The sequence below is a fragment of the Klebsiella sp. HMSC25G12 genome (genome assembly GCF_001807705.1).
Classification (GTDB): Bacteria; Pseudomonadota; Gammaproteobacteria; order Enterobacterales; family Enterobacteriaceae; genus Klebsiella; species Klebsiella variicola.
Map to the genome: position 1 here is coordinate 171257 of NZ_KV789927.1, position 24831 is coordinate 196087.

Below are 24831 nucleotides of genomic sequence, written 5' to 3' on the forward strand. Positions count from 1 at the left end.
CAGTGGAGCCGGGTTAATAAGACCATTGATTACGTCCTTTATTTTTAGCCTGATACAACGCACTGTCCGCCCGGGCGATCAGCGTCTCCATCGGGACCGTGCCGTCGGAAGCCACCACGCCCATGCTGACGGTCACTACCGCCGCCACCGCAGAGGCTTCATGCGGCAAGGCCGCGTCGTGGATTTTCTGCTGAATGCGCTCGGCAATGACGGTGGCGTGCGCTAAGGAAACCCCCGGCAGCGCCACGACAAACTCCTCGCCGCCGTAGCGGGCCACCAAATCGTCCTCAGCCCGCACCGCCATTTTAAGCACCTGCGCGACAGACGATAAGCAGTCATCGCCGGCCTGATGGCCGTAATGGTCGTTATAACGCTTAAAGTAATCGACATCGATCATGATCAGCGCTAACGGCGCTTTTTGCTCCCAGAGCTGCGCCAGAAAAGCATTCAGTGCCCGGCGATTGGCCGTTCCGGTTAAGGCATCCCGGTTAGCGATACTTTCCAGCCGCTGGATAAGCTGCATATTTTCCTGATGCGTATCCCAGGCTTCATCATACCAGCGCTGCAGAATACGCCGTCCATAAAGCAAAATCGCGGTGAAAATAGCCCATAAGGTCAAAAAACGAAATTCACCGTCATAGTGAATCTGCACCCCTGCCAGCAAGGCGGTCACCCACATTGGGAGCATAAAGGCGATAATGCCGGGCCAGTGGTGATAGAGCGCGGTGAGGCCGGTGGTCATTAAAATCACCAGCAGCGGCCAGGCGAAGGGCAAGGTCCAGAAAAAGATAAAACAGTAATTACTCAGGGACCAGCACAGGCTGAGCGCCAGCAGCAGCCCGGTGATGATATTCAGCGTATATCGCCCCTGCGCCAGCCGCGGCGTGACGGCAATAATCACTAAAATGGCCGAAATAATAATAACCGCGATCAGCGCCACTTCGATATAAGGAATAACCGCCCGGTGCGTCAGTAACTTCTTATCAAAATAGGTAAAGATAAAATTGCGGAAGAAAATCATTAACGCAAAAGCGATATTGACAAAGGCCAGCCAGGGCATACTCATGGACAGCGCATGGCGCTGAACATTATCTTTGGTGGCCCACAACGCGGCTCGCTGCTGCCGGGCCCGCTCTCGCTTATTTGTTAACATCTTATCTCCCTGGTGACCTGCATGACCATGGGTGCAGCCCCTGCTGTTCTATATGATAAACCATGTTACCGGGAATGTCTTTCAGCGTCCCGGCCCCTTCTCCTGCGTGCGCCTCAGCTAATTTTCAGCTAACCACAGTAAAAAAAGGTCTTGCGTCGCCTTAATGTTCATTCCGCAAAAAAAAAGCAAGCATTATCAATGAGAACCTCGTCATCTTTTCTTTAAAAAAGCGTTAACTAATCGTCATAAAATTGCAGTATTTTGCTTGAAAAAAAAGCGGCGTTAGTACAATCTGAAATCGCTCATTGGTGAGTTAAAACAAGAGCATGATGATAGCAAAATAAACAATGGAGTCTAAAAATATGAAATATGCAGCTTTAGTGGCAGGTGCAGCATTGTTTTTAACGGCGAACGCCTTCTCCGCTGAGATTTTAACGAAAGAAGCCTTTAATAAGGTCCATACGCAATATACCAAAATCGGCACCATTTCCTCTACCGGCCAGACTGCGCCGAGCGATGCCCGTGAAGAGCTGATTAAAAAGGCCGATGAAAAAGGCGCGGACGTTATCGTGCTCTCTTCCGGTAATACCGATAAAAAACTGCACGTCTCCGCTAACATCTATAAGAAGAAGTAATTAATCTTATATCTCAAGAAACATTATCCTATTGTCCGGGTAATGTTTCTTGTTTGCCCAAAAAGTCTGTTTATTTTTAAACGGCGCCTGGTTTTTCCTGCCTGAATATCATTCGGTGATGCTCATTGTCGATTTCCTGCCCTAAGGCCGTTGTCACATCAAGGTCTTAGCTCTTTGCGTCAAGTACAATCCGCACGCTATACGCTATGCTTTAACGGAAACTGAAAACGTAGTTCGCTTATAAGGAAATCATCATGCGCTACAAACTTCTTGCTGTACTTCTCCCTTGCGCGCTGGCGCTCAGCGCCTGTACGACCGTCACCCCGGCCTATAAAGATAATGGTACCCGCAGCGGCCCCTGTGTCGAAGGCGGCCCTGACGACGTAGCGCAAAAATTCTATGACACTCAGATCCAGAACCGCACTCAGGATCCGGCGGCGCTGCGCCCCTATCTGAGCGACGGACTGGCGCAGTTACTCAATGACGCCCGCCAGGATCCGGCCAACAGCAAACTGCTGCAGGCTAACCCGTTCTCCAGCAGCAGCACCCCAGCAGACAGCGCCGTGGTCGCCAGCGCCTCCACCATCCCGAACCGTGATGCGCGCAATATTCCGCTGCGCGTCGAACTGAAACAGGGCACCCAGAGCTGGAAAGATGAAGTGCTGATGATCCAGGAAGGCCAGTGCTGGGCTGTCGATGACGTCCGCTATCTCGGCAACAACAGCCATGCGCCAGCCGGGACGCTGCGACAGAGTCTGGAGAAACGCTGATTCCGGAGTTGAAGCCACCCCGCTGAAACGATAACCCCGGTAAAATGTCGGTATTCGCCCCAGGAATGCCGACATTTGCGCCCCCCTCACCCACCAGGCCATATTTTGTGCTAACTTTAAAGCTAAACGTGGTTTAGATTTAACTTTTAACGCATAAATATTGCATAACTATTCTGCCAAAGGTAGTATTTGCGGCCTCAATAGCTATTCGTATCAGACTGCCCAGATGAGTATTAAACTAAACGGCATTAATTGCTTCTACGGCGCACACCAGGCGCTGTTCGACATCACGCTGGATTGCCCGCAGGGGGAAACGCTGGTGCTGCTCGGCCCCAGCGGTGCCGGGAAGAGCTCGCTGCTACGCGTACTCAACCTGCTGGAGATGCCGCGGTCCGGTTCGTTATCCATCGCCGGCAACCAATTCGACTTCACCAAAGCGCCGTCCGATAAAGCGATTCGCGAGCTGCGTCAGAACGTCGGCATGGTCTTCCAGCAATACAACCTGTGGCCGCACCTGACGGTACAGCAGAACCTGATCGAAGCCCCCTGCCGCGTACTGGGGTTAAGCAAGGATCAGGCGCTGGCTCGCGCAGAGAAACTGCTGGAGCGTCTGCGTCTGAAGCCTTACAGCGATCGCTACCCGCTGCATTTATCCGGCGGCCAGCAGCAGCGTGTGGCTATCGCCCGCGCGCTGATGATGGAGCCGCAGATCCTGCTGTTCGATGAGCCTACCGCGGCGCTTGACCCGGAAATCACGGCTCAGATCGTCAGCATCATTCGCGAGCTGGCTGAAACCGGCATCACCCAGGTTATCGTCACCCACGAAGTTGAAGTGGCGCGCAAGACGGCCAGCCGGGTGGTGTATATGGAAAATGGCCATATCGTCGAGCAAGGGGATGCCTCCTGCTTCACGCATCCGCAAACTGACGCGTTTAAAAACTATCTTTCACATTGATGTTCTTCGGGGAAATGACGATGAAAAAAGTACTGATAGCCGCCCTGCTCGCAGGCATGAGCCTCTCCGCTTCCGCCGCGCAGACCATTCGTTTCGCCACCGAGGCCTCCTACCCTCCGTTTGAGCTGGTGGACGCCAACAACCAGATCGTCGGTTTCGATGTCGATCTGGCGAACGCGCTGTGTAAAGAGATCGATGCCACTTGTACCTTTACCAACCAGGCCTTTGACAGCCTGATCCCGGGACTGAAATTCCGCCGTTTCGACGCGGTCATGGCCGGGATGGACATCACGCCGGAGCGTGAAAAGCAGGTGCTGTTCTCTACCCCGTATTATGACAACTCGGCGCTGTTCGTCGGTCAGCAGGGTAAGTTCACCAGCATTGACCAGCTGAAGGGCAAAAAAGTGGGCGTGCAGAATGGCACCACCCACCAGAAATTCATCACCGATAAACATCCGGAAATTACTACCGTTCCTTACGACAGCTACCAGAATGCGAAGCTGGACCTGCAGAACGGTCGTATTGACGCGGTCTTTGGCGATACCGCCGTGGTCACCGAATGGCTGAAGAGCAATCCGAAGCTGGCGGCCGTGGGCGACAAAGTGACCGACAAAGCCTATTTCGGCACCGGGCTGGGCATTGCCGTGCGTCAGGGCAACACCGATCTGCAGCAGAAATTTAACGCTGCGCTGGAAAAAGTGAAGAAAGACGGCACTTACCAGACCATCTATAACAAATGGTTCCAGAAGTAAGACTGAATGAACGAAATTTTTCCATTAGCAAGCGCCGCCGGGATGACCGTCGGCCTTGCCGTTTGCGCGCTCGTCATCGGCCTGGTCCTGGCGATGCTCTTTGCGGTACTGGAGTCAGTGAAATGGCGCCCGGTAGCCTGGCTTGCAACCGGCATTGTGACCATCCTGCGCGGACTACCGGAAATTCTGGTGGTGCTGTTTATCTATTTCGGCTCTTCCCAGCTGCTGCTGACGCTCTCTGACGGTTTTACCATCCCGCTCGGGTTCACGCAGATCCCGGTGCAGATGCAGATTGAGAACTTTGACGTCAGTCCGTTCCTCTGCGGGGCGATCGCCCTGTCGCTGCTGTATGCCGCCTACGCCTCGCAAACGCTGCGCGGCGCGCTGAAAGCCGTTCCGCAGGGTCAGTGGGAGTCCGGCCAGGCGCTGGGGCTGTCGAAAGCGGCTATATTCTTCCGTCTGGTGATGCCGCAGATGTGGCGCCATGCTCTGCCTGGCCTCGGTAACCAGTGGCTGGTGCTGCTGAAGGACACCGCGCTGGTGAGCCTGATCAGCGTCAACGATCTGATGCTGCAGACCAAAAGCATCGCCACCCGCACTCAGGAACCCTTTAACTGGTATATCATTGCGGCGGCAATCTATCTCGTCATCACCCTGTTGAGTCAATACATCCTTAAGCGGATTGACCAGCGTGCGACGCGCTTCGAACGGAGACCAGGCTGATGCTCGACTACTTACCCGAACTGCTGAAAGGGCTTCATACCAGCCTGACGCTGACCGTGGCGTCGATTATCGTGGCGCTGATCCTGTCGCTGATTTTTACCATTATCCTGACGCTGAAGACGCCGGGGCTGGTGTGGATAGTCCGCGGCTATATCACCCTGTTTACCGGTACGCCGCTGCTGGTGCAGATCTTCCTGATTTACTACGGCCCCGGACAGTTTCCTTCGCTGCAGGATTATCCGTGGCTGTGGCATCTTATCTCTGAACCGTGGCTGTGCGCTCTGATCGCCCTGTCGCTCAATAGCGCCGCCTACACCACTCAGTTGTTTTATGGCGCCATCCGGGCGATCCCCGACGGGCAATGGCAGTCGTGCAGCGCACTGGGGATGAGTAAAAAGGATACCCTGGCGATCCTGCTGCCGTATGCCTTTAAGCGTGCGCTGTCGTCCTATTCCAACGAAGTGGTGCTGGTTTTCAAGAGTACCTCTCTGGCCTACACCATCACCCTGATGGAAGTAATGGGCCACGGCCAGCTGCTGTACGGACGCACCTACGACGTGATGGTGTTCGGCGCCGCCGGGATTATCTATCTCATCGTCAACGGACTGCTGACGCTGCTGATGCGCCTGGTGGAACGTAAAGCGCTGGCCTTCGAGCGACGTAACTAGCGCCTGAGCCTTATTGCATAAAAAGCAGACAACAAGACGGACAAGTCTAACACCTGTCCGTCTTTTTCTATGGCATTAAAAATATTTAATCATATTTATTGCATATAAATTCATTTAATGGCATTGTCACTCTATGCCGCAGACACGGCGAATAATCATAAGATTGACAGACGGGAGTTCCACGATGAAAAAGTTAGTTCTGGCTGCACTGCTCACCACGTTCACCTTCGGCGCTGCCGCCGCAGAGAAAATCAGCTTCGGCGTGTCCGCAACCTATCCGCCGTTTGAATCGATGGATGCCAATAATCAGATTGTTGGTTTCGATCTCGACCTGGCCAAAGCGCTGTGCAAACAAATGCAGGCAGAATGTACCTTTACCAACCACGCTTTTGACAGCCTGATCCCGGCACTGAAGTTCAAGAAATATGATGCGGTGATTTCCGGAATGGATATTACGCCGGAACGCAGCAAGCAGGTGGCCTTCACCGACCCGTACTACGCCAACTCGGCGCTGGTGATCGCCAAAAAAGACGCGTTCCATTCCTTCGATGACCTGAAAGGCAAACGGATCGGCATGGAAAACGGCACCACCCATCAGAAATATCTGCAGGATAAACATCCTGAGGTGAAGACCGTCGCCTATGACAGCTACCAGAATGCGATTATCGATCTGAAAAATGGCCGTATCGACGGCGTGTTCGGCGATACCGCAGTGGTCAACGAGTGGCTGAAAACCAACCCGCAGTTGGGCGCAGCCACGCCGAAAGTGACGGATCCGCAATACTTCGGCACCGGACTCGGCATTGCCGTGCGCCCGGATAACAAGGCGCTGCTGGAGAAACTGAACGCCGCGCTGAAAGCGATTAAGGCCGACGGTACCTACCAGAAAATCAGCAACCAGTGGTTCCCGGAGTAAATTTTTTGCCGGGTGGCACTGCGCTTACCCGGCCTACTCTTCCCCCGTAGCCGGGTAAGGCGTATCCGCCATCCGGCAATGTCTTAAAGTGGCACGAAGAACCTGAACCGCGCCCCGCTTACCGACTCCACCAGTCTGATACCGCCCCCGTGCAACTCCAGCATTCGTTTCACAATCAGTAGCCCTAACCCGCCGCGATCCTCCCGCGATGCCTGGGTAGACAACGCCGACGGCCGCTGGAACAGATCGTCGCGCAGCGCGGCATCGACGCCCGTTCCGTTGTCGGCCACTTCCACCTGGAGCTGTTGATCCTCCTGCCAGACCGCCAGACGGATCTCCCCGCCGACGGGCGTATGCCGCATCGCGTTATCGAGCAGGTTGGTCACCACCCTCTCAATCATCGACACATCGGCGTTAATCAGCGGCAGCGGTCCCGGCACATCAATACGCAGGTTCACCTCGCGCGTGCGGGCAGTTAATTCAAACTTCTGCGCGACATCGGAGATCAGCTCCCCCATCGCAAAACGCTCGCGCTGCGGCTTAATGCTCCCGTGCTCCAGTCGCGCCAGCTCAAACAGCTGCTGCGAGAGATGGCGCACTTTGTTGCCCTGACGCAGGGCGATGGTGAGATATTGCCTGCGCTCCTCGGCGGTCAGCCGTTCATCCTTCAGCGTCAGCGTTTCCAGATATCCCAGCAGCGAGGTGAGCGGCGTACGCAAATCATGGGAGATATTGGCCACAAATTCGCGGCGCTGGCGGTCGCTGTCGGCCAGCCGATCCCACTGGCCGGCTATCTGCTGCGCAAGGTCAATAAAGCGATTCTCGAGCACCGCCACCTCGTTACCAGGCAGGGGCTCCGGCGTGCGGGCCGCCAGAGTTTTGATGGCGCTGATGCTGTCCTGGCCGCTCGCCGCGACCTGGGCGGTGAGCTGGCGGACCGGCCGGGTGACCCAGAACCATGCCAGCCCCCCTGTCAGAAGGCCAAACAGGGCCACCAGCAGCAGCGTCCACAGAACAATGCTCCACAGCGTTTTTTGCCAGGCGTCGGCCGCCAGCTGATTAAAGGTCTCTCCCTGCAAAATGATATACAGGTAGCCGCGCAGCTGCCCGTCGACGCGCAGCGGAGCGGCGCTGAAGACTTTTCGTCCGTCGAGACTACGTGGATCGTCGCCATACACCGGCGACGCACTGCCGGTGAGAAAAGCCTGCACTGGCGCCATATCGATACGCTGGCGCTGGATATGTCCCGGCGGCGCCGCATCGGCCAGCAGGTCGCCATCCGGCGACAGCAGATAGAGCTCCACGCTGGGGTTAAAGGTCATCAGGCGGTCGAACAACGACTTCAGGGTTTGCCGGTTGACCCCGCCGTGGGCGTCCAGCAGCGGCTCGCGGGCGACAATCTGCTGAGCCAGCCCGGCGGAGAGGCGCTGCACCATGGCGTTGCCATACTGCGCGCTGCTGTGTAACTGAACGGCGCATACCGCCGCCGCGCACAGCATCAGCAGGGAGACCACCACCAGCGCCAACCGCTGGCTGAGGCTCAGGCGGCGGATCACGGGGCGACCTCTTGCGACATCGGGGCGAATTTATAGCCTTTACCCCAGACGGTAAGAATAATGTCCGGCTCCGCCGGGTCACGTTCGATTTTGCTGCGCAGGCGGTTGATATGGGTATTAACCGTGTGCTCATAGCCCTCGTGCTGATATCCCCAGACCTGCTCCAGCAGCGCCAGCCGCGAAAACACCTCACCGGGATGGCGGGCGAAGTAATAGAGCAGATCGAATTCGCGCGGCGTCAGGTCCACCACCTCGCCGCGCAGCTTCACTTCGCGCGACAGCGGATCGATGCTCAGGCCATGGCAGGACAGGCGCCCAGCGTCCATCAGCAGGTTCTGCCCCATCGCCTCCTGGCGACGAAACAGCGCTTTGACGCGGGCGATAAGCTCCAGCAGTGAAAAGGGCTTCGCCAGATAATCATCGGCGCCCATCTCCAGGCCCAGCACGCGGTGCATTTCGCTGGTGCGAGCGCTGATGATAATTACTGGCAGGTAGCGGGTCATCTGACGGATACGCCGGCAGATCTCCAGACCATCGACGCCAGGCAGCATCAAATCAAGGATCACCGCATCCCAGACCTGCTTTTCCAGCTGGACAAGGGCCTGGTCGCCGTCGGCTTCATGCACAATCTGATAGCCCTCATCCTGAAGATTGAGCCGCAGCAGCGTGGCAATATCCTCGTCATCTTCCACCAGCAGAATGGTTTTGGCCATTAGATTCCCCCCACCAATAACAAAACATGCAGCGCCAAGCTTACCTGATTTCAGCGACGCAAAGCCTTCACATTTTGTTTAAACTTCGCGGACCAGCAGGGTCAGCACTTCGTAGTGCGCGGTGTGAGGGAACATATCAAACAGCTGGACCCGCTCGACGCGATAGCCGCGAAGACGGGCAATATCGGTCGCCATGGTGCGAGCGTTACAGCTGGAATAGATGATATAGGGCGGTGCCATGCGGCTTAAATAGTCGCACAGTTCGGCGCCAATGCCGCGGCGCGGCGGGTTGACCAACACCAGCTGCGGGATATCCGCTTCATGAGTGGCGAACTGCGTCGAGTCCAGCGCCTGAAAATGCAGATTGCTGAGCCCCAGCTGCGCGGCTGACTGTCTGGCGCAGGCGATCGCTTCCGGGGCAATCTCGATACCGGTCAGGCGCATCGCCGGCGTCGCGCAGTGCAGGCCAAATCCCCCGACGCCGCAAAACAGATCCCACATATGCTGGACCGGCAGCGCGCGCACCCAGTCGCGGGCGGTGGCATACAGCCGACTGGCTACCGCCGGGTTGGTCTGAAAGAAACTTTGCGGGCGGATCCACAGCGGCACCTCGTTAAAGACCTCCCCCAGCGCCTGCTGTTCGGTGAAGAAGATCTCCTGCTCGCCTTCCATGATTGCCATATGCACCGGCTGGATATTCGCCGTGATCACTTTGAGCTGCGGGAGCTGCGCCTGCAGCCACGGCAGCGCGGCGCGCAGCTGAGCCACCTTGGCCTCTGAGCGCAGCACGAAGCGCAGCATCATCTCCCCCTGCTGGCTGGCGGTTAGCAGCAGATATTTCAGCTCCCCGCGCTTGCGCGCGACGTTATAGGGGGTTAACCCGGCGCGGGCGATAAAGGGCTTCAGGACGGCAAACACCGGCGCAAACGATGAAGGATAGAGCGGGCAGTCGGTGAGATCCACCGGGGTGCCATCGCGATGCAACATCCCCAGCAGCGGACGCTCAACGCTGCCGCTGACCACCATCTTGGCCTTGTTACGAAAGGCCGTCTCTGGCCCGCTGACCGGCTCGCCCCAGGCAGCGACCGGGATCGCCGCCAGCAGCGTGCGCAGATCGGCCATTTTATCGGCGAGCTGTTGCGGGACCGGCCGCTCCAGCCATTGACAGGAGCGGCAGCGGCCGGCGTCGTAGAGTGCGCAATGCATAATTGACCTTCAAAAATCCAGGGGCGGGGATTGTATCACCGTTATTGCAGGCGGAAAAACCGACGGCAGTTCGCCGGCACAAACAGCAGCGTCAGAACCAGCAGATCCGGCAGTTTTTGCATCACCAGCGAGTGGAAGATCTCCCGTTTGGATTCGCCGGGAATGCTGAACAGTTCCGGATACCCGTAGCCCAGCGACGCCGCCCACAGGTAGCCGGCGGCGATAATCTGCGTCAGCAGATAGACCCAGCGCGCCCAGTTGCGCCCTTTCACCAGCGAGAAGGCGCACCAGATTTCGACAAATACCAGCGCCAGGCTGCCGAGGAAGACCAGCGTCAGGTTCCAGGTCTGGACGCTGCGGTGTATGAATTCGTTCAGCCCCTGCAGACCCAACAGATTGAGGATCATCAGCAGGTCCAGAGCGCGGATCAAAATAATAGCAAAGGCCGCCACCTGCACCAGCGCAGGGACGTTAAGGCGGGCATGCGATGAGCGAGTTTTCGTAAACAATCCCAACGTAATGTCTTCCATGAAAACGGCGCCACAGGGTGGCGCCGACCGGAGGCTGCTGTACCGATTTTAGGTGGTTCAGCCTTGTCTTGCACGCTGGATATCGCGCACTCGCTGCTTTTCTGCGCGGGCCATCAAATACCAGGCGATAAAACCAACAATACCGACCACGCCAAGGATGAGCGTCGCCAGGGCGTTAATCTCCGGGTTGACCCCCATGCGCACGCTGGAGAAGACCAGCATCGGTAACGTCGTGGCCCCGGGACCGGAGACAAAGCTGGCGATCACCAGGTCATCCAGCGACAGCGTGAACGCCAGCAGCCAGCCGGAGATCACCGCTGGCATAATCATCGGCAGCGTGATGACGAAAAAGACCTTCAGCGGCGCGGCGCCCAGATCCATCGCCGCCTCTTCGATCGAGTGGTCCAGTTCACGCAGCCGCGAGGAGATCACCACCGCCACATAGGCGGTACAGAAGGTGACGTGCGCCAGCCAGATGGTCAACATCCCGCGATCCGACGGCCAGCCAATGGCATGTCCCAGCGCCACGAACAGCAGCAGCAGCGAGAGACCGGTGATCACGTCCGGCATAACCAGCGGCGCGGTGATCATAAATGCGAAGCCATTAGACCCGCGAAAGCGTCCAAAACGCACCATCACCACCGCGGCGATGGTACCGAGGATCGCCGCCGCCGTCGCCGCGCAGGCGGCGATGGTCAGGCTCAACCCTACCGCGCTCATCATCGCATCATCGTGGAACAGTTCGCTATACCAGCGCGTCGACCACCCGGCCCAGACCGTTACCAGCTTCGAGCTGTTGAACGAGTAGATCACCAGCATCAGCATCGGGGCATAGAGGAAGGTGAACCCAAGCACGAGGATCAGAATGCGCCACGGCGAGCGTACTACCGGCAAGTCGTTCATCCCTGCTCTCCCATCTGTTTTTGCTGGTGCTTGTGGAACCACATGATCGGCACGATCAGCAGCAGCAGCATGACAATCGCCACCGCCGAGGCGACCGGCCAGTCGCGGTTGTTAAAGAACTCCTGCCACAGCACGCGGCCAATCATAATGCTGTCCGGCCCGCCCAGCAGTTCCGGGATCACGAACTCCCCCACCGCCGGGATAAACACCAGCATGGAGCCGGCAATAATGCCGCCTTTGGTGAGCGGGACGATCACCTGGAAGAAGGTCTTCAGCGGCCGGGCGCCGAGATCCAGCGAGGCCTCCACCAGCGAATAGTCGATGCGGGTCAGCGCGGTGTAGATCGGCAGCACCATAAACGGCAGATAGGCATACACAATACCGATATACACCGCCAGGTTGGTGTGCAGGATCTCCAGCGGCTGATCGATAACCCCTAACCACAGCAGGAAGTTATTCAACACGCCGTTGCTTTTCAGCAGCCCCATCCAGGCATAGACGCGGATTAAGAATGACGTCCACGACGGCAGGATCACCAGCAGCAGCAGAATATTGCGCGTCGACGGCTTGCTGTGCGCCACCGCCCAGGCCAGCGGATAGCCCAGCAGCAGGCAGCAGATCGTCGATATGCCCGCCACCTGCAGCGACTGGAGATAAGCTTCGAAATAGAGCGGATCGTCAGTCAACTGCAGGAAGTTGGCAAAGTTGAGGGTCAGCGTCAGCTGGCCATCCGCCCACTCCATCAGCTCGGTGTAGGGAGGGATCGCCCGCGCCATCTCGGCAAGACTTATCTTGAACACGATCAGGAACGGCAGCATGAACAACAGGATCAGCCACAGATAGGGCAGCGCAATCACCAGCTTGCGGCCATGCGCCATCTGCAGGCGCGCCGCCCACAGCCCGAAGCCGCCCGGTTTTTTCGCCCCTGACGGGGATTCAACGGTACTCATCGCCCTCTCCTTACACCGTCAGCACTACGCAGCTATCCGCATCCCAGCATAAACGCACCTCGTCACCCCAGGTGGGCGTTCCTTTCCGATGGCGGTGTTCATTCTGCAACTGGGCGCTGATCATCTGCCCGCTTTGCAGGCGCACATGATAGATAGAGAGATCCCCGAGATAGGCGATATGAATCACCTCGCCGACGGCAAAATTGTAGCCGTCCGCCGGTGGTTCATCGCACAGCATGATCTTCTCCGGGCGCAGCGCCACCCAGACCGGCACGTTATCCACCACCGACGCGTCGGGGTCGACCTTCAGCGGATGCATCAATCCCGGCGAGCTTAGCACCAGGCCATCCTCCAGACGCTCCTTCACCAGCCCTTCAAAGACGTTTACCGAGCCGATGAACTCGGCGCTATAGCGGGTGGTCGGGTGCTCGTAAATCTCTTCCGGTTCGCCAATCTGCACAAACTTGCCGCGGTTCATGATGGCGATACGGCCCGCCATGGTCATCGCCTCTTCCTGGTCGTGGGTCACCATTACGCAGGTCACGCCAACGCGTTCAAGGATATCCACCACCTCCAGCTGCATGCGATCGCGCAGCTTTTTGTCCAGCGCGCCCATCGGCTCATCGAGCAGCAGCAGCTTCGGCCGTTTCGCCAGGCTACGCGCCAGCGCGACGCGCTGGCGCTGGCCGCCAGAGAGCTGGTGCGGCTTGCGTTTGGCATATTCCTGCATATGCACCAGAGCCAGCATCTCCTGCACCCGGGCGGTGATTTCCGCCTTAGGCAGACGATCCTGCTTCAGACCGAAGGCGATATTCTGCTCAACGGTCATATGGGGAAACAGGGCGTAGGACTGGAACATCATATTGATAGGCCGCTGATAGGGCGGCACGCGCGCCAGATCCACGCCGTCGAGCATAATCTGCCCGGCGGTCGGTTGTTCAAAGCCCGCCAGCATACGCAGCAGGGTCGATTTCCCGCAGCCTGATGCGCCCAGCAGAGCAAAAATTTCGCCTTTATAGATAGTGAGACTGACGTCGTCGACCGCGTGCTGGCCATCGAACGACTTGGTTAAGTTACGGATTTCCAGTAGCGGGGTCAGCGCTTTGGGGGCTTTCGCCTGTGGGCGGGGCATTACGTCGTTCAATCGGGTGCTCTCCGGCAAAAAAACGATCACCATATGGTCCGGTGCCATACTTCGTGCTTAACAGTGCAATTGCACCATCCTGGTGCTTCTGCTCGCCGGGCGCGCTGCCATTTCCCGGCGAGTGCAGATCTGATTCGGCCCGTGTTCGACGGGCCGTCAGAGATTATTTGCCGCTCTTCACTTTGGTCCACGCGCGAGTGCGCACGCGGTCAATCTTCGGATCCTGCACCTTCAGCGTGAACAGTTTGGCGAACACATCCGCTGGCGGATAAATCGCCGGGTTGTTACGGATCGTCTCGCTGACCAGCGGTGTGGAGGCCTTGTTGCCGTTGGCGTAGAACACCTGGTCGCTGATTTTAGCGATCACATCCGGGCGCATCAGATAGTTAAGGAACTGATAGGCTTCATCTTTATTCTTGGCGTCGGCCGGCATGGCAAAGACATCAAAGAACGCCAGCGCGCCTTCTTTCGGAATAAAGTAGGAGACGTTAACGCCGTTCTTCGCCTCTTTCGCGCGGTTGGCCGCCTGCCAGACATCCCCTGCCCAGCCGATCGCCACGCAGATGTCGCCGTTGGCAAGGTCATTAATATATTGCGAAGAGTGGAAGTAGCGAATGTTCGGCCGCAGCTTCAGCAGCAGATCGGTCGCCGGGCCGGTGTAATCATCCGCTTTGCTGCTGTTCGGATCCTTGCCGAGGTAGTTCAGCACGGTGGCGAAAATCTCTTCCGGCGCGTCGAGGAAGGAGACGCCGCAGCTTTTCAGTTTTTCAAGGTTCTCCGGCTTCAGCACCAGATCCCAGCTGTCCACCGGCGCATCTTTACCGAGGACGGCTTTCACCTTATCCACGTTGTAGCCAATGCCCGTCGTCGCCCACAGGTAAGGCATGGCGTATTTATTCTCAGGGTCATGCTTGGCGACCAGCTTCAACACTTCGGGATCAAGGTTCTTCCAGTTGGGCAGCTTGCTCTTGTCCAGCGGCTGGAACACGCCCGCCGCCAGCTGGCGCTCAAGGAAGCTTGCCGACGGTACCACCAGGTCGAAACCGGTGCTGCCGGCCATTAATTTGCCTTCCAGTACTTCGTTGGAATCAAAAACGTCATACACGACTTTAATCCCGGTCTCTTTTTCAAAATTCGCTACCGTGTCCGGCGCAATATAATCAGACCAGTTATAAACATGCAGGGTTTTTTGTTCGGCGGCGAGCGAACCGGCAGAGACGGCCATCAGCGCACCCGTAACCAGACCTGTTAACCATTTTTTACCAAAGGCGGTCATATCTCTTATCCTTCTCAACGCCCGTTAATTTACGGGCTCAAATATACGCATTTCAACGCATGCAAGAATCATGCATATTTTTTCATTGCCTGAGAAAAGGAGAGCGGATCTCTCCCGGAGTGGTTGCTCGCAACTGGAAGCATCGCCAGAATAACTGTAGCCAGAATAAGAGGCTATAGCCCAGGTAAAAAAACGCCTTTTATCAAATTTTTATGCAATAACGGTCTACGTGATAAGCCAAAACGGCCTGAATGGCGGTGAATAATGCTTTAAGAGAAGGGTAAACGCAGAATAAAAGCGGGTAATACGCAGCCGCTGCGGTAGTGGCTGCGCTAATTTTAGGCAGGTTTAGTGAAGAAAATGGTATTGCACGTTTTCCGCCGCGGGCTCTTCTTCTTCGCCTTTGTACAGCAGCTGGTTGGCGCCGGCTTCGAGGATCACCATTGAGATCTGCTCTTCGCTTTGGCGGAAGAACCAGGCGAACTGCTCCATGGTCACCCCCGGGCCGATAGACAACGACTGACAGACCACCAGCTTGGGCAAGTTATCGTCCTGAATATCGATAAACGCCTTCACAGTTAACGAACTGGCGTTGATAGCCGAGAGATCCGCCGACAGCGCCAGCAGAGCGGACGGCTTCACCTCTGCGAGGGCGGAAAAGAGCACCACGTTGTCTACCAGGTCAATTTTGGCATCAAAAATACCGTCGAAATTCTGCATATGCGGCAGATGCAATGCCTGGCAGGAATCGCACTCAAAAAAGCTGATGCCGATCTCATCCAGCCAGCGGCGTAGCGTATCCAGACCTGGAACGACCAGTGAATCCATAGTGCCTGTGACCCCTTACAATGAAAAAACGACGCCATAGCTTACGCAAAAAAAGCGCCGCATACCATGACAGACTTGCATCCAGCGGCTAGCCGCCTATTTTCAAACAGAATTCCGGCGTCGCCTGGCGCTCGATCCAGGCGATCATCCGGCTGGCGATGTCCACGCCGGTGGTGGTTTCCACCCCTTCCAGCCCCGGCGAGGCATTCACCTCCATCACCAGCGGCCCGCGGGTGGCGCGTAAAATATCGACACCGGCGACATCGAGCCCAAGGGTTTGCGTCGCCTTGATGGCAATCGCCCGCTCCTCGTCGCTAATCTGCACCACCGTGGCCATGCCGCCGCGGTGCAGGTTAGAACGAAAGTCGCCCTCTTTAGCCCGCCGTTCGATCGCCGCCACCACCTCATTGCCGACCACCAGGCAGCGAATATCGCAGCCTTTCGCCTCGGCAATATATTCCTGCACCAGAATATGCGCATTCAGCCCGCGAAAGGCGTCGATCACGCTCTCCGCCGCCTGACGGGTCTCCGCCAGCACCACGCCGATCCCCTGGGTGCCTTCCACCAGCTTCACCACCAGCGGTGCCCCGCCCACCATGGCGATCAGGTCGCTGGTGTCATCGGGGGAGTGAGCGATGCCGGTCAGCGGCAAATCGATACCCTGGCGCGCCAGCAGCTGCAGCGAGCGCAGCTTATCGCGAGCGCGGGTGATGGCGACCGACTCATTCAGCGGATAGCTTCCCAATAGTTCAAACTGACGCAAAGCCGCGGTGCCATAGTAGGTGATCGCCGAGCCAATCCGCGGGATCACCGCATCAAAATGCGGTAGCTGACGCCCTTTGTAGTGGATGGACGACGCCACCGGACTGACATTCATATAGCAGGAAAGCGGATCGAGGATCTCGACCTGATGCCCGCGCTGTTGCGCCGCTTCGCGCAGGCGTCGACATGAATAAAGCGTTCCATCCCGGGATAATATGGCAATTTTCATCCTGCACCTCTGCAAAAAGACCCGCTCTGGCGGGCCTCAGCTATCGAACACACTTTCACCTTTCCTGCGGCCGGCGGCGGAGATCACCTGGCCGGAGCAGCAGTGTACACGTAATCAGCGTGTTGCCCACCCCTGCTTATGCAGATAGTCGAGAATAAACGGACGACTCTCTTTCACGATAGTGCGACGGATATGATCGCTCCAGGTATCGCGGCGGGCGTTGCTGCCGCGCGACAGATAATAGTGCGCCAGCTGGTCGTCATAGTCCGCCAGCAGCGCGTTATCCAGCGGCTGATAGCGGTTCTCATGCACCAGCATGGCGGCCGGCATCCGCGGCTTGATGTCCGGGTTATCCGCCGGCCAGCCAAGGCAAAGACCGAACAGCGGCAGGACGTGCTGCGGCAGCGCCAGCAGCTCAGTCACCGCCTCGATGCTATTACGCAACCCGCCGATATAGACGCCGCCCAGCCCGAGGGACTCGGCGGCAATCAGCGCGTTTTGCGCCAGCAGCGCCGTATCGACGACGCCGATCAGCAGCTGTTCAGCCAGCCCCAGCTGCGCCTGTGGGCAAATCTGCAGGTGGCGGTTAAAGTCGGCGCAGAAGACCCAAAACTCCGCCGCCTGGGCGACGTGCTGCTGGCCGCCGGTCAGCGGGACCAGTTGCTCACGCAGCGCCGGGTCGGTAATACGGATGATGGAGGTGCACTGTAAAAAACTCGAGGTAGATGCCGCTTGCGCGCTGGCGATAATCTCTGCGCGCTGTTCGTCGCTCACGGGGGCATCGGTGAAGTGGCGGATGGAACGATGGCTGCGCAGCAGCTCAATGGTCGGCGTCATTACGTTTTTCTCTGTCAGACAAGGATTCAGGCTTTGGAGAGTGCGTTAACTGCGGGGCCACGATCTGTGCCATCCGCCACATAACGACGATGGCGGCGGGGATCATCAGCACGATCCCGGCAAAGAGCATCACCAGCGCCGCGGTCGGGCTGGCAATGGGCGCAGGCAGCTGGACATACTGGTTAAGCGAGAGCCAGGCGAGGGTTAACAGCCCCATCCCGAGGATCTCAACCAGCAGAATGCTTTTCGGCAACGGGGCAAATTTTCGCATCACGCCTCTCCGGTTGATAAGCGCGGCGCATCAGACAATCTCACTACGCCGCCGGGTCAGTATACGGGTTTTGATAGTACGACATTTATCAAACATAGCCGTAAACCATCGAAGCAAAAGGCAGAACCTTCTTTCCCTCACCGGTCAATGCAGGCATCATAAGCGCCATTCGCCATCCGGCTGAGGTTTAAGGAGAGAAGCAATGTTTACCGTTATTTTTGGTCGTCCAGGCTGCCCTTACTGCGTTCGCGCCAAAGAGCTGGCAGAAAAACTGACCAACGAGCGTGATGATTTTAACTACCGTTACGTGGATATTCACGCCGAAGGCATCAGCAAAGCTGACCTGGAAAAGACCGTCGGCAAACCGGTTGAAACCGTGCCGCAGATCTTCGTCGACCAGAAACACATCGGCGGTTGCACCGATTTCGAAGCCTGGGCGAAAGAGAACCTTGGCCTGTTTGCCTGAGTCAATTTATTTGCTCGATGAGTGACTGCGCCAGGTATCAAGCCAGGCGCAGATAAACAAAAAGCACAACGCCCCGAGTGCGCACCAGAACACCGCGCTCAGTACCCACGCCATCTCCTGCCAGAACGTTCTGTGCGTCACGAAGAACAGCCGCATCGTCACCATACAGACCGGCGCCGCCAGCATCGCACCCAGCAAAGGACGCAGTACCCGCTGTCCGGGAGAGAGGCAGCTCGCCGCCGCCCCTGGCAGCAAAAAGAAGAGCAGGCCCAGCTCCGGGTTGCCGCTGGCGCGAAAGGCCCCTTTCATATGTAATAGCAGCGATAAGCACACCACAATGAACAGAACGAAGCCGCAGATAATACCGGCCCAACTACGCTCAGACTTCACCGTATCCTCCTGATGTTGCCTCTAACTCACGTCCACGTCGCCCAGTCAGATAAAGCATTTCGGCAATCCATGCCAATAACTCCCCTACCAGCCTAAAAACGATTGTCACTAGCCGTCGCATCCAGGAAGGATTAAACTAGCGGGTATATTTTTGCTGGTTATAACAGGGTGCCAGAATAGGTTCGCCACAACGCGAACGCCTGAGCAACCTTAGACCAAATAACCATTTCCTTCAACAACTTACTAGTAAATGAGAAGTTGGCTTTCGTGAATATAAACGTCGCAGATTTGTTAAACGGGAATTACATCCTGTTATTATTCGTTGTACTTGCATTAGGACTATGCCTGGGAAAACTGCGTCTCGGCTCAGTACAACTTGGTAATTCCATTGGCGTTTTAGTCGTTTCTCTCTTATTAGGTCAACAGCATTTCGCGATTAACACTGATGCCCTTAATCTCGGCTTTATGCTGTTTATTTTTTGCGTCGGCGTGGAAGCCGGGCCCAACTTTTTTTCCATTTTTTTCCGCGACGGCAAAAACTACCTGATGCTGGCGCTGGTGATGGTCGGCAGCGCGATGCTGATCGCCACCGTGCTGGGCAAAGTGTTCGGCTGGGATATTGGTCTTACCGCCGGTATGCTGGCGGGCGCCATGACCTCCACCCCGGTGCTGGTGGGCGCGGGCGACACCCTGCGCCATTTCGGCCTGCCCAGCGATCAGCTGGCGCAGTCGCTTGACCATCTGAGCCTCGGCTATGCCCTGACCTACCTGGTCGGCCTGGTGAGTCTGATCGTCGGCGCCCGCTATATGCCCAAGCTGCAGCATCAGGATCTGCAGACCAGCGCCCAACAAATCGCCCGCGAGCGCGGCCTCGATACCGATTCAAAACGTAAAGTGTACCTGCCGGTGATCCGCGCCTACCGCGTTGGCCCGGAGCTGGTGGCCTGGGCGGATGGCAAAAATCTGCGCGAACTGGGGATTTATCGCCAGACCGGCTGCTATATCGAACGCATCCGCCGCAACGGCATTCTGGCCAACCCGGACGGCGACGCGGTGCTGCAGATGGGCGACGATATTGCGCTGGTGGGCTATCCGGACGCGCACGCCCGCCTCGACCCGAGCTTCCGTAACGGCAAAGAGGTATTCGACCGCGATCTGCTCGACATGCGCATCGTCACCGAAGAGATTGTGGTCAAAAATCACAACGCCGTCGGCCGCCGCCTGGCGCAGCTGAAACTCACCGACCACGGCTGCTTCTTAAACCGGGTGATCCGCAGCCAGATTGAAATGCCTATCGACGATAACGTGGTGCTGAACAAAGGCGACGTGCTGCAGGTCAGCGGCGACGCCCGCCGCGTAAAAACCGTGGCCGACCGCATCGGCTTCATCTCCATTCACAGCCAGGTGACCGACCTGCTGGCCTTCTGCGCCTTCTTTATCGTCGGCCTGATGATCGGCATGATCACCTTCCAGTTCAGCTCTTTTAGCTTCGGCATCGGCAACGCCGCCGGCCTGTTGTTCGCCGGCATTATGCTTGGCTTCCTGCGCGCCAACCACCCAACCTTCGGCTATATCCCGCAGGGGGCGCTGAACATGGTGAAAGAGTTTGGCCTGATGGTGTTTATGGCCGGGGTCGGACTTAGCGCCGGGGCCGGGATCAATAATGGTCTGGGCGCCGTCGGCGGCCAGATGCTGGCGGCAGGGCTTATCGTCAGCCTGTTGCCGGTAGTGATCTGCTTCCTGTTCGGCGCCTATGTGCTGCGCATGAACCGGGCGATGCTGTTTGGCGCCATGATGGGCGCCCGCACCTGCGCCCCGGCAATGGAGATCATCAGCGATACCGCGCGCAGCAACATTCCGGCGCTCGGCTACGCAGGCACCTACGCCATCGCCAACGTGCTGCTTACCCTTGCCGGGACGCTCATCGTGATCATCTGGCCAGGGCTACAATAAATTTTTGAGAAAAAAGCCGTCACAGGCAGAACTTTTTCTCAGGGCATCAGTCATAAGTAATGCCACTGCTTTTCTTTGATGTCCCCATTTTGTGGAGCCCATCAACCCCGCCACTTCGGTTCAAGGTTGATGGGTTTTTTGTTGCCTGAATTTATCCCTCACGCATGTCTCGCACCGCCTCAGCGCCCCTCTTCCTGCGCCCTCTCCCCCGCCAGCTGCCCAACCAGCAGCCGGATTGCCGCCTTCGACAGCGGCGCGCGGTCGGTGACAAAGTGCAAAGTCATTCCTTCAATAAAGGCGTCGAGGCCGCGGGCGGTATCGGGGGCGAACCATTGCTCCAGCGTCTGCTGGCTGCGCCGCATCCAGTTCTGCATCACCCCCTTTAGCGCCGGCTGACTGCTGCAGAACGCGTACAGCTGATACATCAGCTCCATATTGCGCGCCGTGGTCACCTGGGCGCTGAAGATCAGCTCCGCGATGGCATCGCAGGCTTGTTCCCGGTTCGTTACCCCGGCAAAGCATTGCTGATACTGCGCCGACATCTCGGCGGTAAACAGGCTGAACGCCTCCTCAACCAGCGCCTCGATGCCGCTGAAATAATAGGTCAACGACCCCAGCGGCACATTCGCGCAGAGGGCGATTTTGCGGTGCGTCACCGCCTGGACGCCGTGCGCCGCGATGGTGTCCAGCGTCGCCTGCAGGATGCGCTCGCGGCGCTGCGGATCGTTCGGTCTACGGGCCATGATTTTCCTCTTCCGGTTTATGTACAAATGTACACATGCTTGCTACTGTTGTCTTCACTCTTCTCCTTTAAGGCGTTTACGGATGACGACGCAAACCTCGCGCAGAGCGCTCCAGCTTCGGCTGTGGGCGCTGTTTATGTTCTTTTTCATCCCCGGCTTATTAATGGCCTCCTGGGCTACCCGCACGCCGGCGATCCGCGATCAGTTGATGCTTTCTACGGCAGAAATGGGCGTGGTGCTGTTTGGTCTGTCGGTGGGGTCGATGAGCGGTATTCTCTGCTCAGCGTGGCTGGTGAAGCGCTTTGGTACCCGCAAGGTCATCCGCACCACCATGTCCTTCGCCGTACTCGGCATGCTGGTGCTCAGCCTGGCGCTGTGGGTCTCTTCCGCCCCGCTGTTCGCCTTCGGCCTGGCCATCTTTGGCGCCAGCTTTGGCTCTGCAGAAGTCGCTATTAACGTCGAAGGCGCGGCCATCGAGCGAGAGATGAATAAAACGGTGCTGCCGATGATGCATGGCTTTTACAGTTTCGGCACCCTGTTCGGCGCCGGGGTGGGCATGGCAGTGACCGGATTCGGCCTGCCTGCCGCCCCGCATATCCTGGCGGCCGCGCTGGTGGCTATTCTGCCCATCGCCATTGCCATCCGCGCCATTCCCGATGGCACCGGTAAAAATGCCGCCGAAGCCGCCCACGGAGAGGCGAAAGGTCTGCCGGTATGGCGCGACGCGCAGTTGCTGCTGATCGGGGTCATCGTCCTGGCGATGGCCTTTGCCGAAGGCTCGGCCAACGACTGGCTGCCGCTGCTGATGGTGGACGGCCACGGCTTTAGCCCCACCTCCGGCTCGCTGATCTATGCCGGCTTCACCCTCGGCATGACGCTGGGCCGCTTTACCGGCGGCTGGTTTATCGATCGCTACAGCCGGGTGACGGTGGTCCGCGGCAGCGCGGTGATGGGCGCCCTGGGTATTGGCCTGATCATCTTCGTCGATAACCCCTGGGTGGCGGGCATCTCGGTACTGCTGTGGGGCATCGGCGCCTCGCTCGGCTTCCCGCTGACCATCTCCGCCGCCAGCGATACCGGGCCGGACGCGCCCAAGCGCGTCAGCGTGGTGGCGATCACCGGTTATCTTGCTTTCCTCGTCGGGCCGCCGCTGCTGGGCTTCCTCGGCGAACACTTCGGCCTGCGCAGCGCCATGATGGTGGTGCTGGGTCTGGTGATGGTGGCGGCACTAGTCGCCCGCGCGGTGGCTAAGCCACAATCTGAACCCGTTATGGAGAACAGCTAATGAGCATCAAACTGATTGCGGTGGATATGGACGGCACCTTTTTAAGCGATGCCAAAACTTACAACCGGCCGCGCTTCCTCGCCCAGTACCAGCGAATGCGTGAACAGAATATTCGCTTCGTGGTCGCCAGCGGCAACCAGTATTATCAGCTGATCTCCTTTTTCCCGGAGATCGCCCATCAGATCGCCTTTGTGGCGGAAAACGGCGGCTGGGTGGTGAGCGGCAATGAAGACGTCTTCAACTGCCAGCTGCCGCTCCACCATTTCAACGCCGTGGTCGATCATCTGCAGACCCTGCCGAATATCGAAATCATCGCATGCGGGAAGCGCAGCGCCTACACTCTCAACCGCTATAACGACGCGCTGAAGACGGTGGCGGCGAAGTATTATCACCGCCTCGAACTGGTGGATGATTTTAACCACCTTGATGATGCGATCCTCAAATTTGGTCTCAACGTACCGGACAGCCTGATCCCGGAAATTCAGCCGAAGCTGCACGCGGCGCTGGGGGATATGGTCACCGCGGTGGCCACCGGCTACGGCAGTATTGACTTAATTATGCCTGGGGTGCACAAAGCCAACGGCTTGCGCATTTTGCAGCAGCGCTGGGGCATTGAGGATCATGAGGTGGTGGCGTTCGGCGATAGCGGCAATGATATCGAGATGCTGCAGCACGCCGGATTTGGCTTTGCCATGGCCAACGCCCGGGAAGACGTCAAAGCCGTCGCCAGCCATCACGCGCCGCACAACAATGAAGAAGGCGTGCTGCAGATTATTGATAAGGTGTTAAATCGCGAAGCGCCGTTCGCCTGATAAGACCCCGGATGCCTTTGTGCATCCGGGTTTGCCACCGGTTACGCCTGCTGCGAATTGCCGACGCTTTTATCTTTCAGGAAGTAGATCATCAGCCCCAGCCACAGTACTCCGCCCAGCAGGTTAAACAGGCTGAACAAGCCGTTGCCCCCCAGCTCATAAGCATGTTTGCTGAGCTCAATGCCGACGGTGAAGATCAGCATCTGCAGCATTCCCATCGCCGCCGAGACCGTGCCTTTGCTCATCTCGCTGGCGAACAGCGTTAAGCGCACGAGCCCGGCATTCGCGAGGCCAATTCCGAAGGCGTAAAAGCTCAGGCCGGCGGTCATCCACAGATAAGCGTGGGAAGAGACCACAGTCGCCGCCGCGGAGAGGATCAGACCAAACATGATCGGCCAGCCGCCCATGATAATCAGCGAGCGCACGGTACGGCGCGAAGTCAGGCGCGCCAGCACCAGGTTACCGGCAATCAGCGCGCCGAAAATCGGCACCTGCAGCATGCCATACTCATAGCTGGTGGCCTGTTCGCCGCTGATAATAATCACCGGCGACTGGGCAATCCACGCCAGCAACGGCAGGCTGACGAAGCCTGTCGCCAGCGCACCGGCGACGAAGCGCAGGTTTTTCAGCACCAGGCGATAATCGCGGCCCAGCTCTTTAACCGACAGCTTTTCGCCCAACCGCGTCGCGGTTTCCGGCATCGCCCGCTGCAGCCCGACGAATGAGATGGCCGCCAGCACGGCGAACAGGACGAACATCATCTCCCATGGCAGCACGTGCACCCAGGCGGCGCCCACCAGCGGCCCCAGCAGCGGGGCAATCAGCGCCACGTTGGCCATCAGGGCGGTGATTTTGATACACACCGCCTCCTCAAAGGACTCCTGAATCGCCGCATAGCCTACCGCGCCGATAAAGCACAGGCTGATCCCCTGCAGGAAGCGCAGCAGGGTAAACTGCTCAATGGTCTGCGCCAGCAGCGTCGCCAGACAGGTGACGATAAACCATACCACCCCGGTCAACATCACCGGGCGGCGGCCAATACGGTCCGACAGCGGCCCCAGCAGCCACTGTAAAAACATGCCGCCGGCCAGATAGGCGGTCATCGAGGTAGGTACCCATTCGTTGCCCACCTGAAACTCCTGAACCACGGCCAGCATACCCGGCTGGATCATATCGTTGCCGATATAGGTGGAAAACTCGTACAGCACCAGACATAGCGGGAACAGCAACGCCTGCCTTCCGAGGCGGCGGCCTGAAAGCGAATAATTTTGCATGAAATCTCTTATCTATCAAAAATCGCGCAAAGTGTAATGAAACTCCCGGCGCGGAGATAGTGAATTGTGGGTGACACCGCACAATATTGCGAATTGCGCGCCGCCGTCCGCACTCTCCCCCTGCTATTCAG

27 protein-coding genes are annotated in these 24831 nt (G+C 57.8%); 11 read left to right on the forward strand and 16 right to left on the reverse strand.

Features of this window, described 5'->3' with window-relative positions:
• Positions 1 to 13: 13 nt before the first annotated feature.
• Positions 14 to 1153 (reverse strand): GGDEF domain-containing protein, encoded by a 1140-nt coding sequence (locus tag HMPREF3096_RS27435; protein ID WP_032739411.1) that lies wholly within the window; start codon positions 1151 to 1153, stop codon positions 14 to 16.
• Positions 1154 to 1515: 362 nt separating this feature from the next.
• Between HMPREF3096_RS27435 and yahO the strand changes: the two genes are divergently transcribed.
• The 7 genes from yahO to artJ all read left to right on the forward strand — a co-directional run bounded on the left by yahO (position 1516) and on the right by artJ (position 6572).
• The gene (gene yahO, locus HMPREF3096_RS27440) at positions 1516 to 1788 is read left to right on the forward strand and encodes a DUF1471 family periplasmic protein YahO (protein WP_008805825.1); all 273 of its coding nucleotides are present in this window, start codon (positions 1516 to 1518) and stop codon (positions 1786 to 1788) included.
• Between the two features lie 254 nt (positions 1789 to 2042).
• A complete protein-coding gene (locus tag HMPREF3096_RS27445) occupies positions 2043 to 2558 on the forward strand; it encodes a lipoprotein (protein ID WP_012968629.1) in 516 nt (171 codons plus the stop codon).
• Positions 2559 to 2784: 226 nt separating this feature from the next.
• A complete protein-coding gene (artP, locus tag HMPREF3096_RS27450) occupies positions 2785 to 3513 on the forward strand; it encodes an arginine ABC transporter ATP-binding protein ArtP (protein WP_032729852.1) in 729 nt (242 codons plus the stop codon).
• Positions 3514 to 3533: 20 nt separating this feature from the next.
• Positions 3534 to 4265: an arginine ABC transporter substrate-binding protein ArtI gene (artI, locus tag HMPREF3096_RS27455; RefSeq protein ID WP_002896390.1), complete on the forward strand. Its 732-nt coding sequence runs from the start codon at positions 3534 to 3536 to the stop codon at positions 4263 to 4265.
• Between the two features lie 6 nt (positions 4266 to 4271).
• On the forward strand, positions 4272 to 4988 hold the full coding sequence (artQ, locus tag HMPREF3096_RS27460) for an arginine ABC transporter permease ArtQ (protein WP_002896386.1): 717 nt from the start codon (positions 4272 to 4274) through the stop codon (positions 4986 to 4988).
• Positions 4988 to 5656 (forward strand): arginine ABC transporter permease ArtM, encoded by a 669-nt coding sequence (gene artM / locus HMPREF3096_RS27465; protein WP_008805822.1) that lies wholly within the window; start codon positions 4988 to 4990, stop codon positions 5654 to 5656. The genes artQ and artM overlap by 1 nt, the downstream gene beginning before the upstream one ends.
• 184 nt (positions 5657 to 5840) lie before the next feature.
• Positions 5841 to 6572 carry an arginine ABC transporter substrate-binding protein ArtJ gene (gene artJ / locus HMPREF3096_RS27470; RefSeq protein WP_008805821.1) on the forward strand — a complete coding sequence of 244 codons (732 nt, stop codon included), beginning with the start codon at positions 5841 to 5843 and terminating at the stop codon, positions 6570 to 6572.
• Between the two features lie 83 nt (positions 6573 to 6655).
• Here the strand turns inward: artJ and HMPREF3096_RS27475 are convergent, their stop codons facing one another.
• The 12 genes from HMPREF3096_RS27475 to HMPREF3096_RS27530 form a co-directional block, all read right to left on the reverse strand.
• The gene (locus tag HMPREF3096_RS27475; RefSeq protein WP_012542344.1) at positions 6656 to 8128 is read right to left on the reverse strand and encodes a sensor histidine kinase; all 1473 of its coding nucleotides are present in this window, start codon (positions 8126 to 8128) and stop codon (positions 6656 to 6658) included.
• Entirely contained in the window at positions 8125 to 8841 is a 717-nt protein-coding gene (locus HMPREF3096_RS27480; RefSeq protein ID WP_012542345.1) for a response regulator transcription factor, read from the reverse strand. Before HMPREF3096_RS27480 ends, HMPREF3096_RS27475 begins: the two co-directional genes overlap by 4 nt.
• Positions 8842 to 8919: 78 nt before the next feature.
• Positions 8920 to 10047 (reverse strand): 23S rRNA (uracil(747)-C(5))-methyltransferase RlmC, encoded by a 1128-nt coding sequence (gene rlmC / locus HMPREF3096_RS27485; RefSeq protein WP_032729848.1) that lies wholly within the window; start codon positions 10045 to 10047, stop codon positions 8920 to 8922.
• A 41-nt stretch (positions 10048 to 10088) separates the two neighbouring features.
• Positions 10089 to 10577 (reverse strand): YbjO family protein, encoded by a 489-nt coding sequence (locus HMPREF3096_RS27490; RefSeq protein WP_008805817.1) that lies wholly within the window; start codon positions 10575 to 10577, stop codon positions 10089 to 10091.
• 57 nt (positions 10578 to 10634) lie between these two features.
• Positions 10635 to 11480 carry a putrescine ABC transporter permease PotI gene (gene potI, locus HMPREF3096_RS27495; protein ID WP_002896372.1) on the reverse strand — a complete coding sequence of 282 codons (846 nt, stop codon included), beginning with the start codon at positions 11478 to 11480 and terminating at the stop codon, positions 10635 to 10637.
• A complete protein-coding gene (gene potH, locus HMPREF3096_RS27500; RefSeq protein ID WP_008805816.1) occupies positions 11477 to 12430 on the reverse strand; it encodes a putrescine ABC transporter permease PotH in 954 nt (317 codons plus the stop codon). The genes potI and potH overlap by 4 nt, the downstream gene beginning before the upstream one ends.
• 10 nt (positions 12431 to 12440) lie before the next feature.
• Entirely contained in the window at positions 12441 to 13574 is a 1134-nt protein-coding gene (gene potG / locus HMPREF3096_RS27505; RefSeq protein WP_046622770.1) for a putrescine ABC transporter ATP-binding subunit PotG, read from the reverse strand.
• Between the two features lie 163 nt (positions 13575 to 13737).
• Positions 13738 to 14850 carry a spermidine/putrescine ABC transporter substrate-binding protein PotF gene (gene potF, locus HMPREF3096_RS27510; protein WP_002896368.1) on the reverse strand — a complete coding sequence of 371 codons (1113 nt, stop codon included), beginning with the start codon at positions 14848 to 14850 and terminating at the stop codon, positions 13738 to 13740.
• 348 nt (positions 14851 to 15198) lie between these two features.
• Positions 15199 to 15678 carry a type III secretion system chaperone family protein gene (locus HMPREF3096_RS27515; protein WP_002896365.1) on the reverse strand — a complete coding sequence of 160 codons (480 nt, stop codon included), beginning with the start codon at positions 15676 to 15678 and terminating at the stop codon, positions 15199 to 15201.
• Between the two features lie 88 nt (positions 15679 to 15766).
• Complete coding sequence (rimK, locus tag HMPREF3096_RS27520) at positions 15767 to 16669, reverse strand: 30S ribosomal protein S6--L-glutamate ligase (RefSeq protein WP_032729846.1); 903 nt, start codon at positions 16667 to 16669, stop codon at positions 15767 to 15769.
• Between the two features lie 114 nt (positions 16670 to 16783).
• Positions 16784 to 17506, reverse strand: a complete 723-nt coding sequence (gene nfsA, locus HMPREF3096_RS27525; protein WP_016160548.1) for a nitroreductase NfsA — start codon at positions 17504 to 17506, stop codon at positions 16784 to 16786.
• Positions 17490 to 17777 carry a YbjC family protein gene (locus HMPREF3096_RS27530; RefSeq protein WP_008805812.1) on the reverse strand — a complete coding sequence of 96 codons (288 nt, stop codon included), beginning with the start codon at positions 17775 to 17777 and terminating at the stop codon, positions 17490 to 17492. The genes nfsA and HMPREF3096_RS27530 overlap by 17 nt, the downstream gene beginning before the upstream one ends.
• A 202-nt stretch (positions 17778 to 17979) precedes the next feature.
• Here HMPREF3096_RS27530 and HMPREF3096_RS27535 point away from each other — a divergent pair, with 202 nt between their 5' ends.
• On the forward strand, positions 17980 to 18243 hold the full coding sequence (locus HMPREF3096_RS27535; RefSeq protein WP_002896352.1) for a GrxA family glutaredoxin: 264 nt from the start codon (positions 17980 to 17982) through the stop codon (positions 18241 to 18243).
• 6 nt (positions 18244 to 18249) lie between these two features.
• Here HMPREF3096_RS27535 and ybjM read toward each other — a convergent pair whose 3' ends face one another.
• Complete coding sequence (ybjM, locus tag HMPREF3096_RS27540) at positions 18250 to 18633, reverse strand: inner membrane protein YbjM (RefSeq protein ID WP_008805811.1); 384 nt, start codon at positions 18631 to 18633, stop codon at positions 18250 to 18252.
• A 267-nt stretch (positions 18634 to 18900) separates the two neighbouring features.
• Here ybjM and HMPREF3096_RS27545 point away from each other — a divergent pair, with 267 nt between their 5' ends.
• Entirely contained in the window at positions 18901 to 20586 is a 1686-nt protein-coding gene (locus HMPREF3096_RS27545) for an aspartate:alanine antiporter (RefSeq protein WP_008805810.1), read from the forward strand.
• Positions 20587 to 20765: 179 nt separating this feature from the next.
• Here HMPREF3096_RS27545 and HMPREF3096_RS27550 read toward each other — a convergent pair whose 3' ends face one another.
• Positions 20766 to 21329, reverse strand: coding sequence for a TetR/AcrR family transcriptional regulator (locus HMPREF3096_RS27550; RefSeq protein WP_012542353.1), 564 nt, complete (start codon positions 21327 to 21329; stop codon positions 20766 to 20768).
• A gap of 82 nt (positions 21330 to 21411) precedes the next feature.
• Here HMPREF3096_RS27550 and HMPREF3096_RS27555 point away from each other — a divergent pair, with 82 nt between their 5' ends.
• Together HMPREF3096_RS27555 and HMPREF3096_RS27560 are read left to right on the forward strand one after the other, a co-directional pair.
• Positions 21412 to 22614 carry an MFS transporter gene (locus HMPREF3096_RS27555; protein WP_008805808.1) on the forward strand — a complete coding sequence of 401 codons (1203 nt, stop codon included), beginning with the start codon at positions 21412 to 21414 and terminating at the stop codon, positions 22612 to 22614.
• A complete protein-coding gene (locus HMPREF3096_RS27560) occupies positions 22614 to 23426 on the forward strand; it encodes a Cof-type HAD-IIB family hydrolase (RefSeq protein WP_008805807.1) in 813 nt (270 codons plus the stop codon). The genes HMPREF3096_RS27555 and HMPREF3096_RS27560 overlap by 1 nt, the downstream gene beginning before the upstream one ends.
• 41 nt (positions 23427 to 23467) lie before the next feature.
• Here HMPREF3096_RS27560 and kdeA read toward each other — a convergent pair whose 3' ends face one another.
• Positions 23468 to 24700 carry a multidrug efflux MFS transporter KdeA gene (gene kdeA, locus HMPREF3096_RS27565; protein WP_008805806.1) on the reverse strand — a complete coding sequence of 411 codons (1233 nt, stop codon included), beginning with the start codon at positions 24698 to 24700 and terminating at the stop codon, positions 23468 to 23470.
• Positions 24701 to 24831 lie beyond the last annotated feature (131 nt).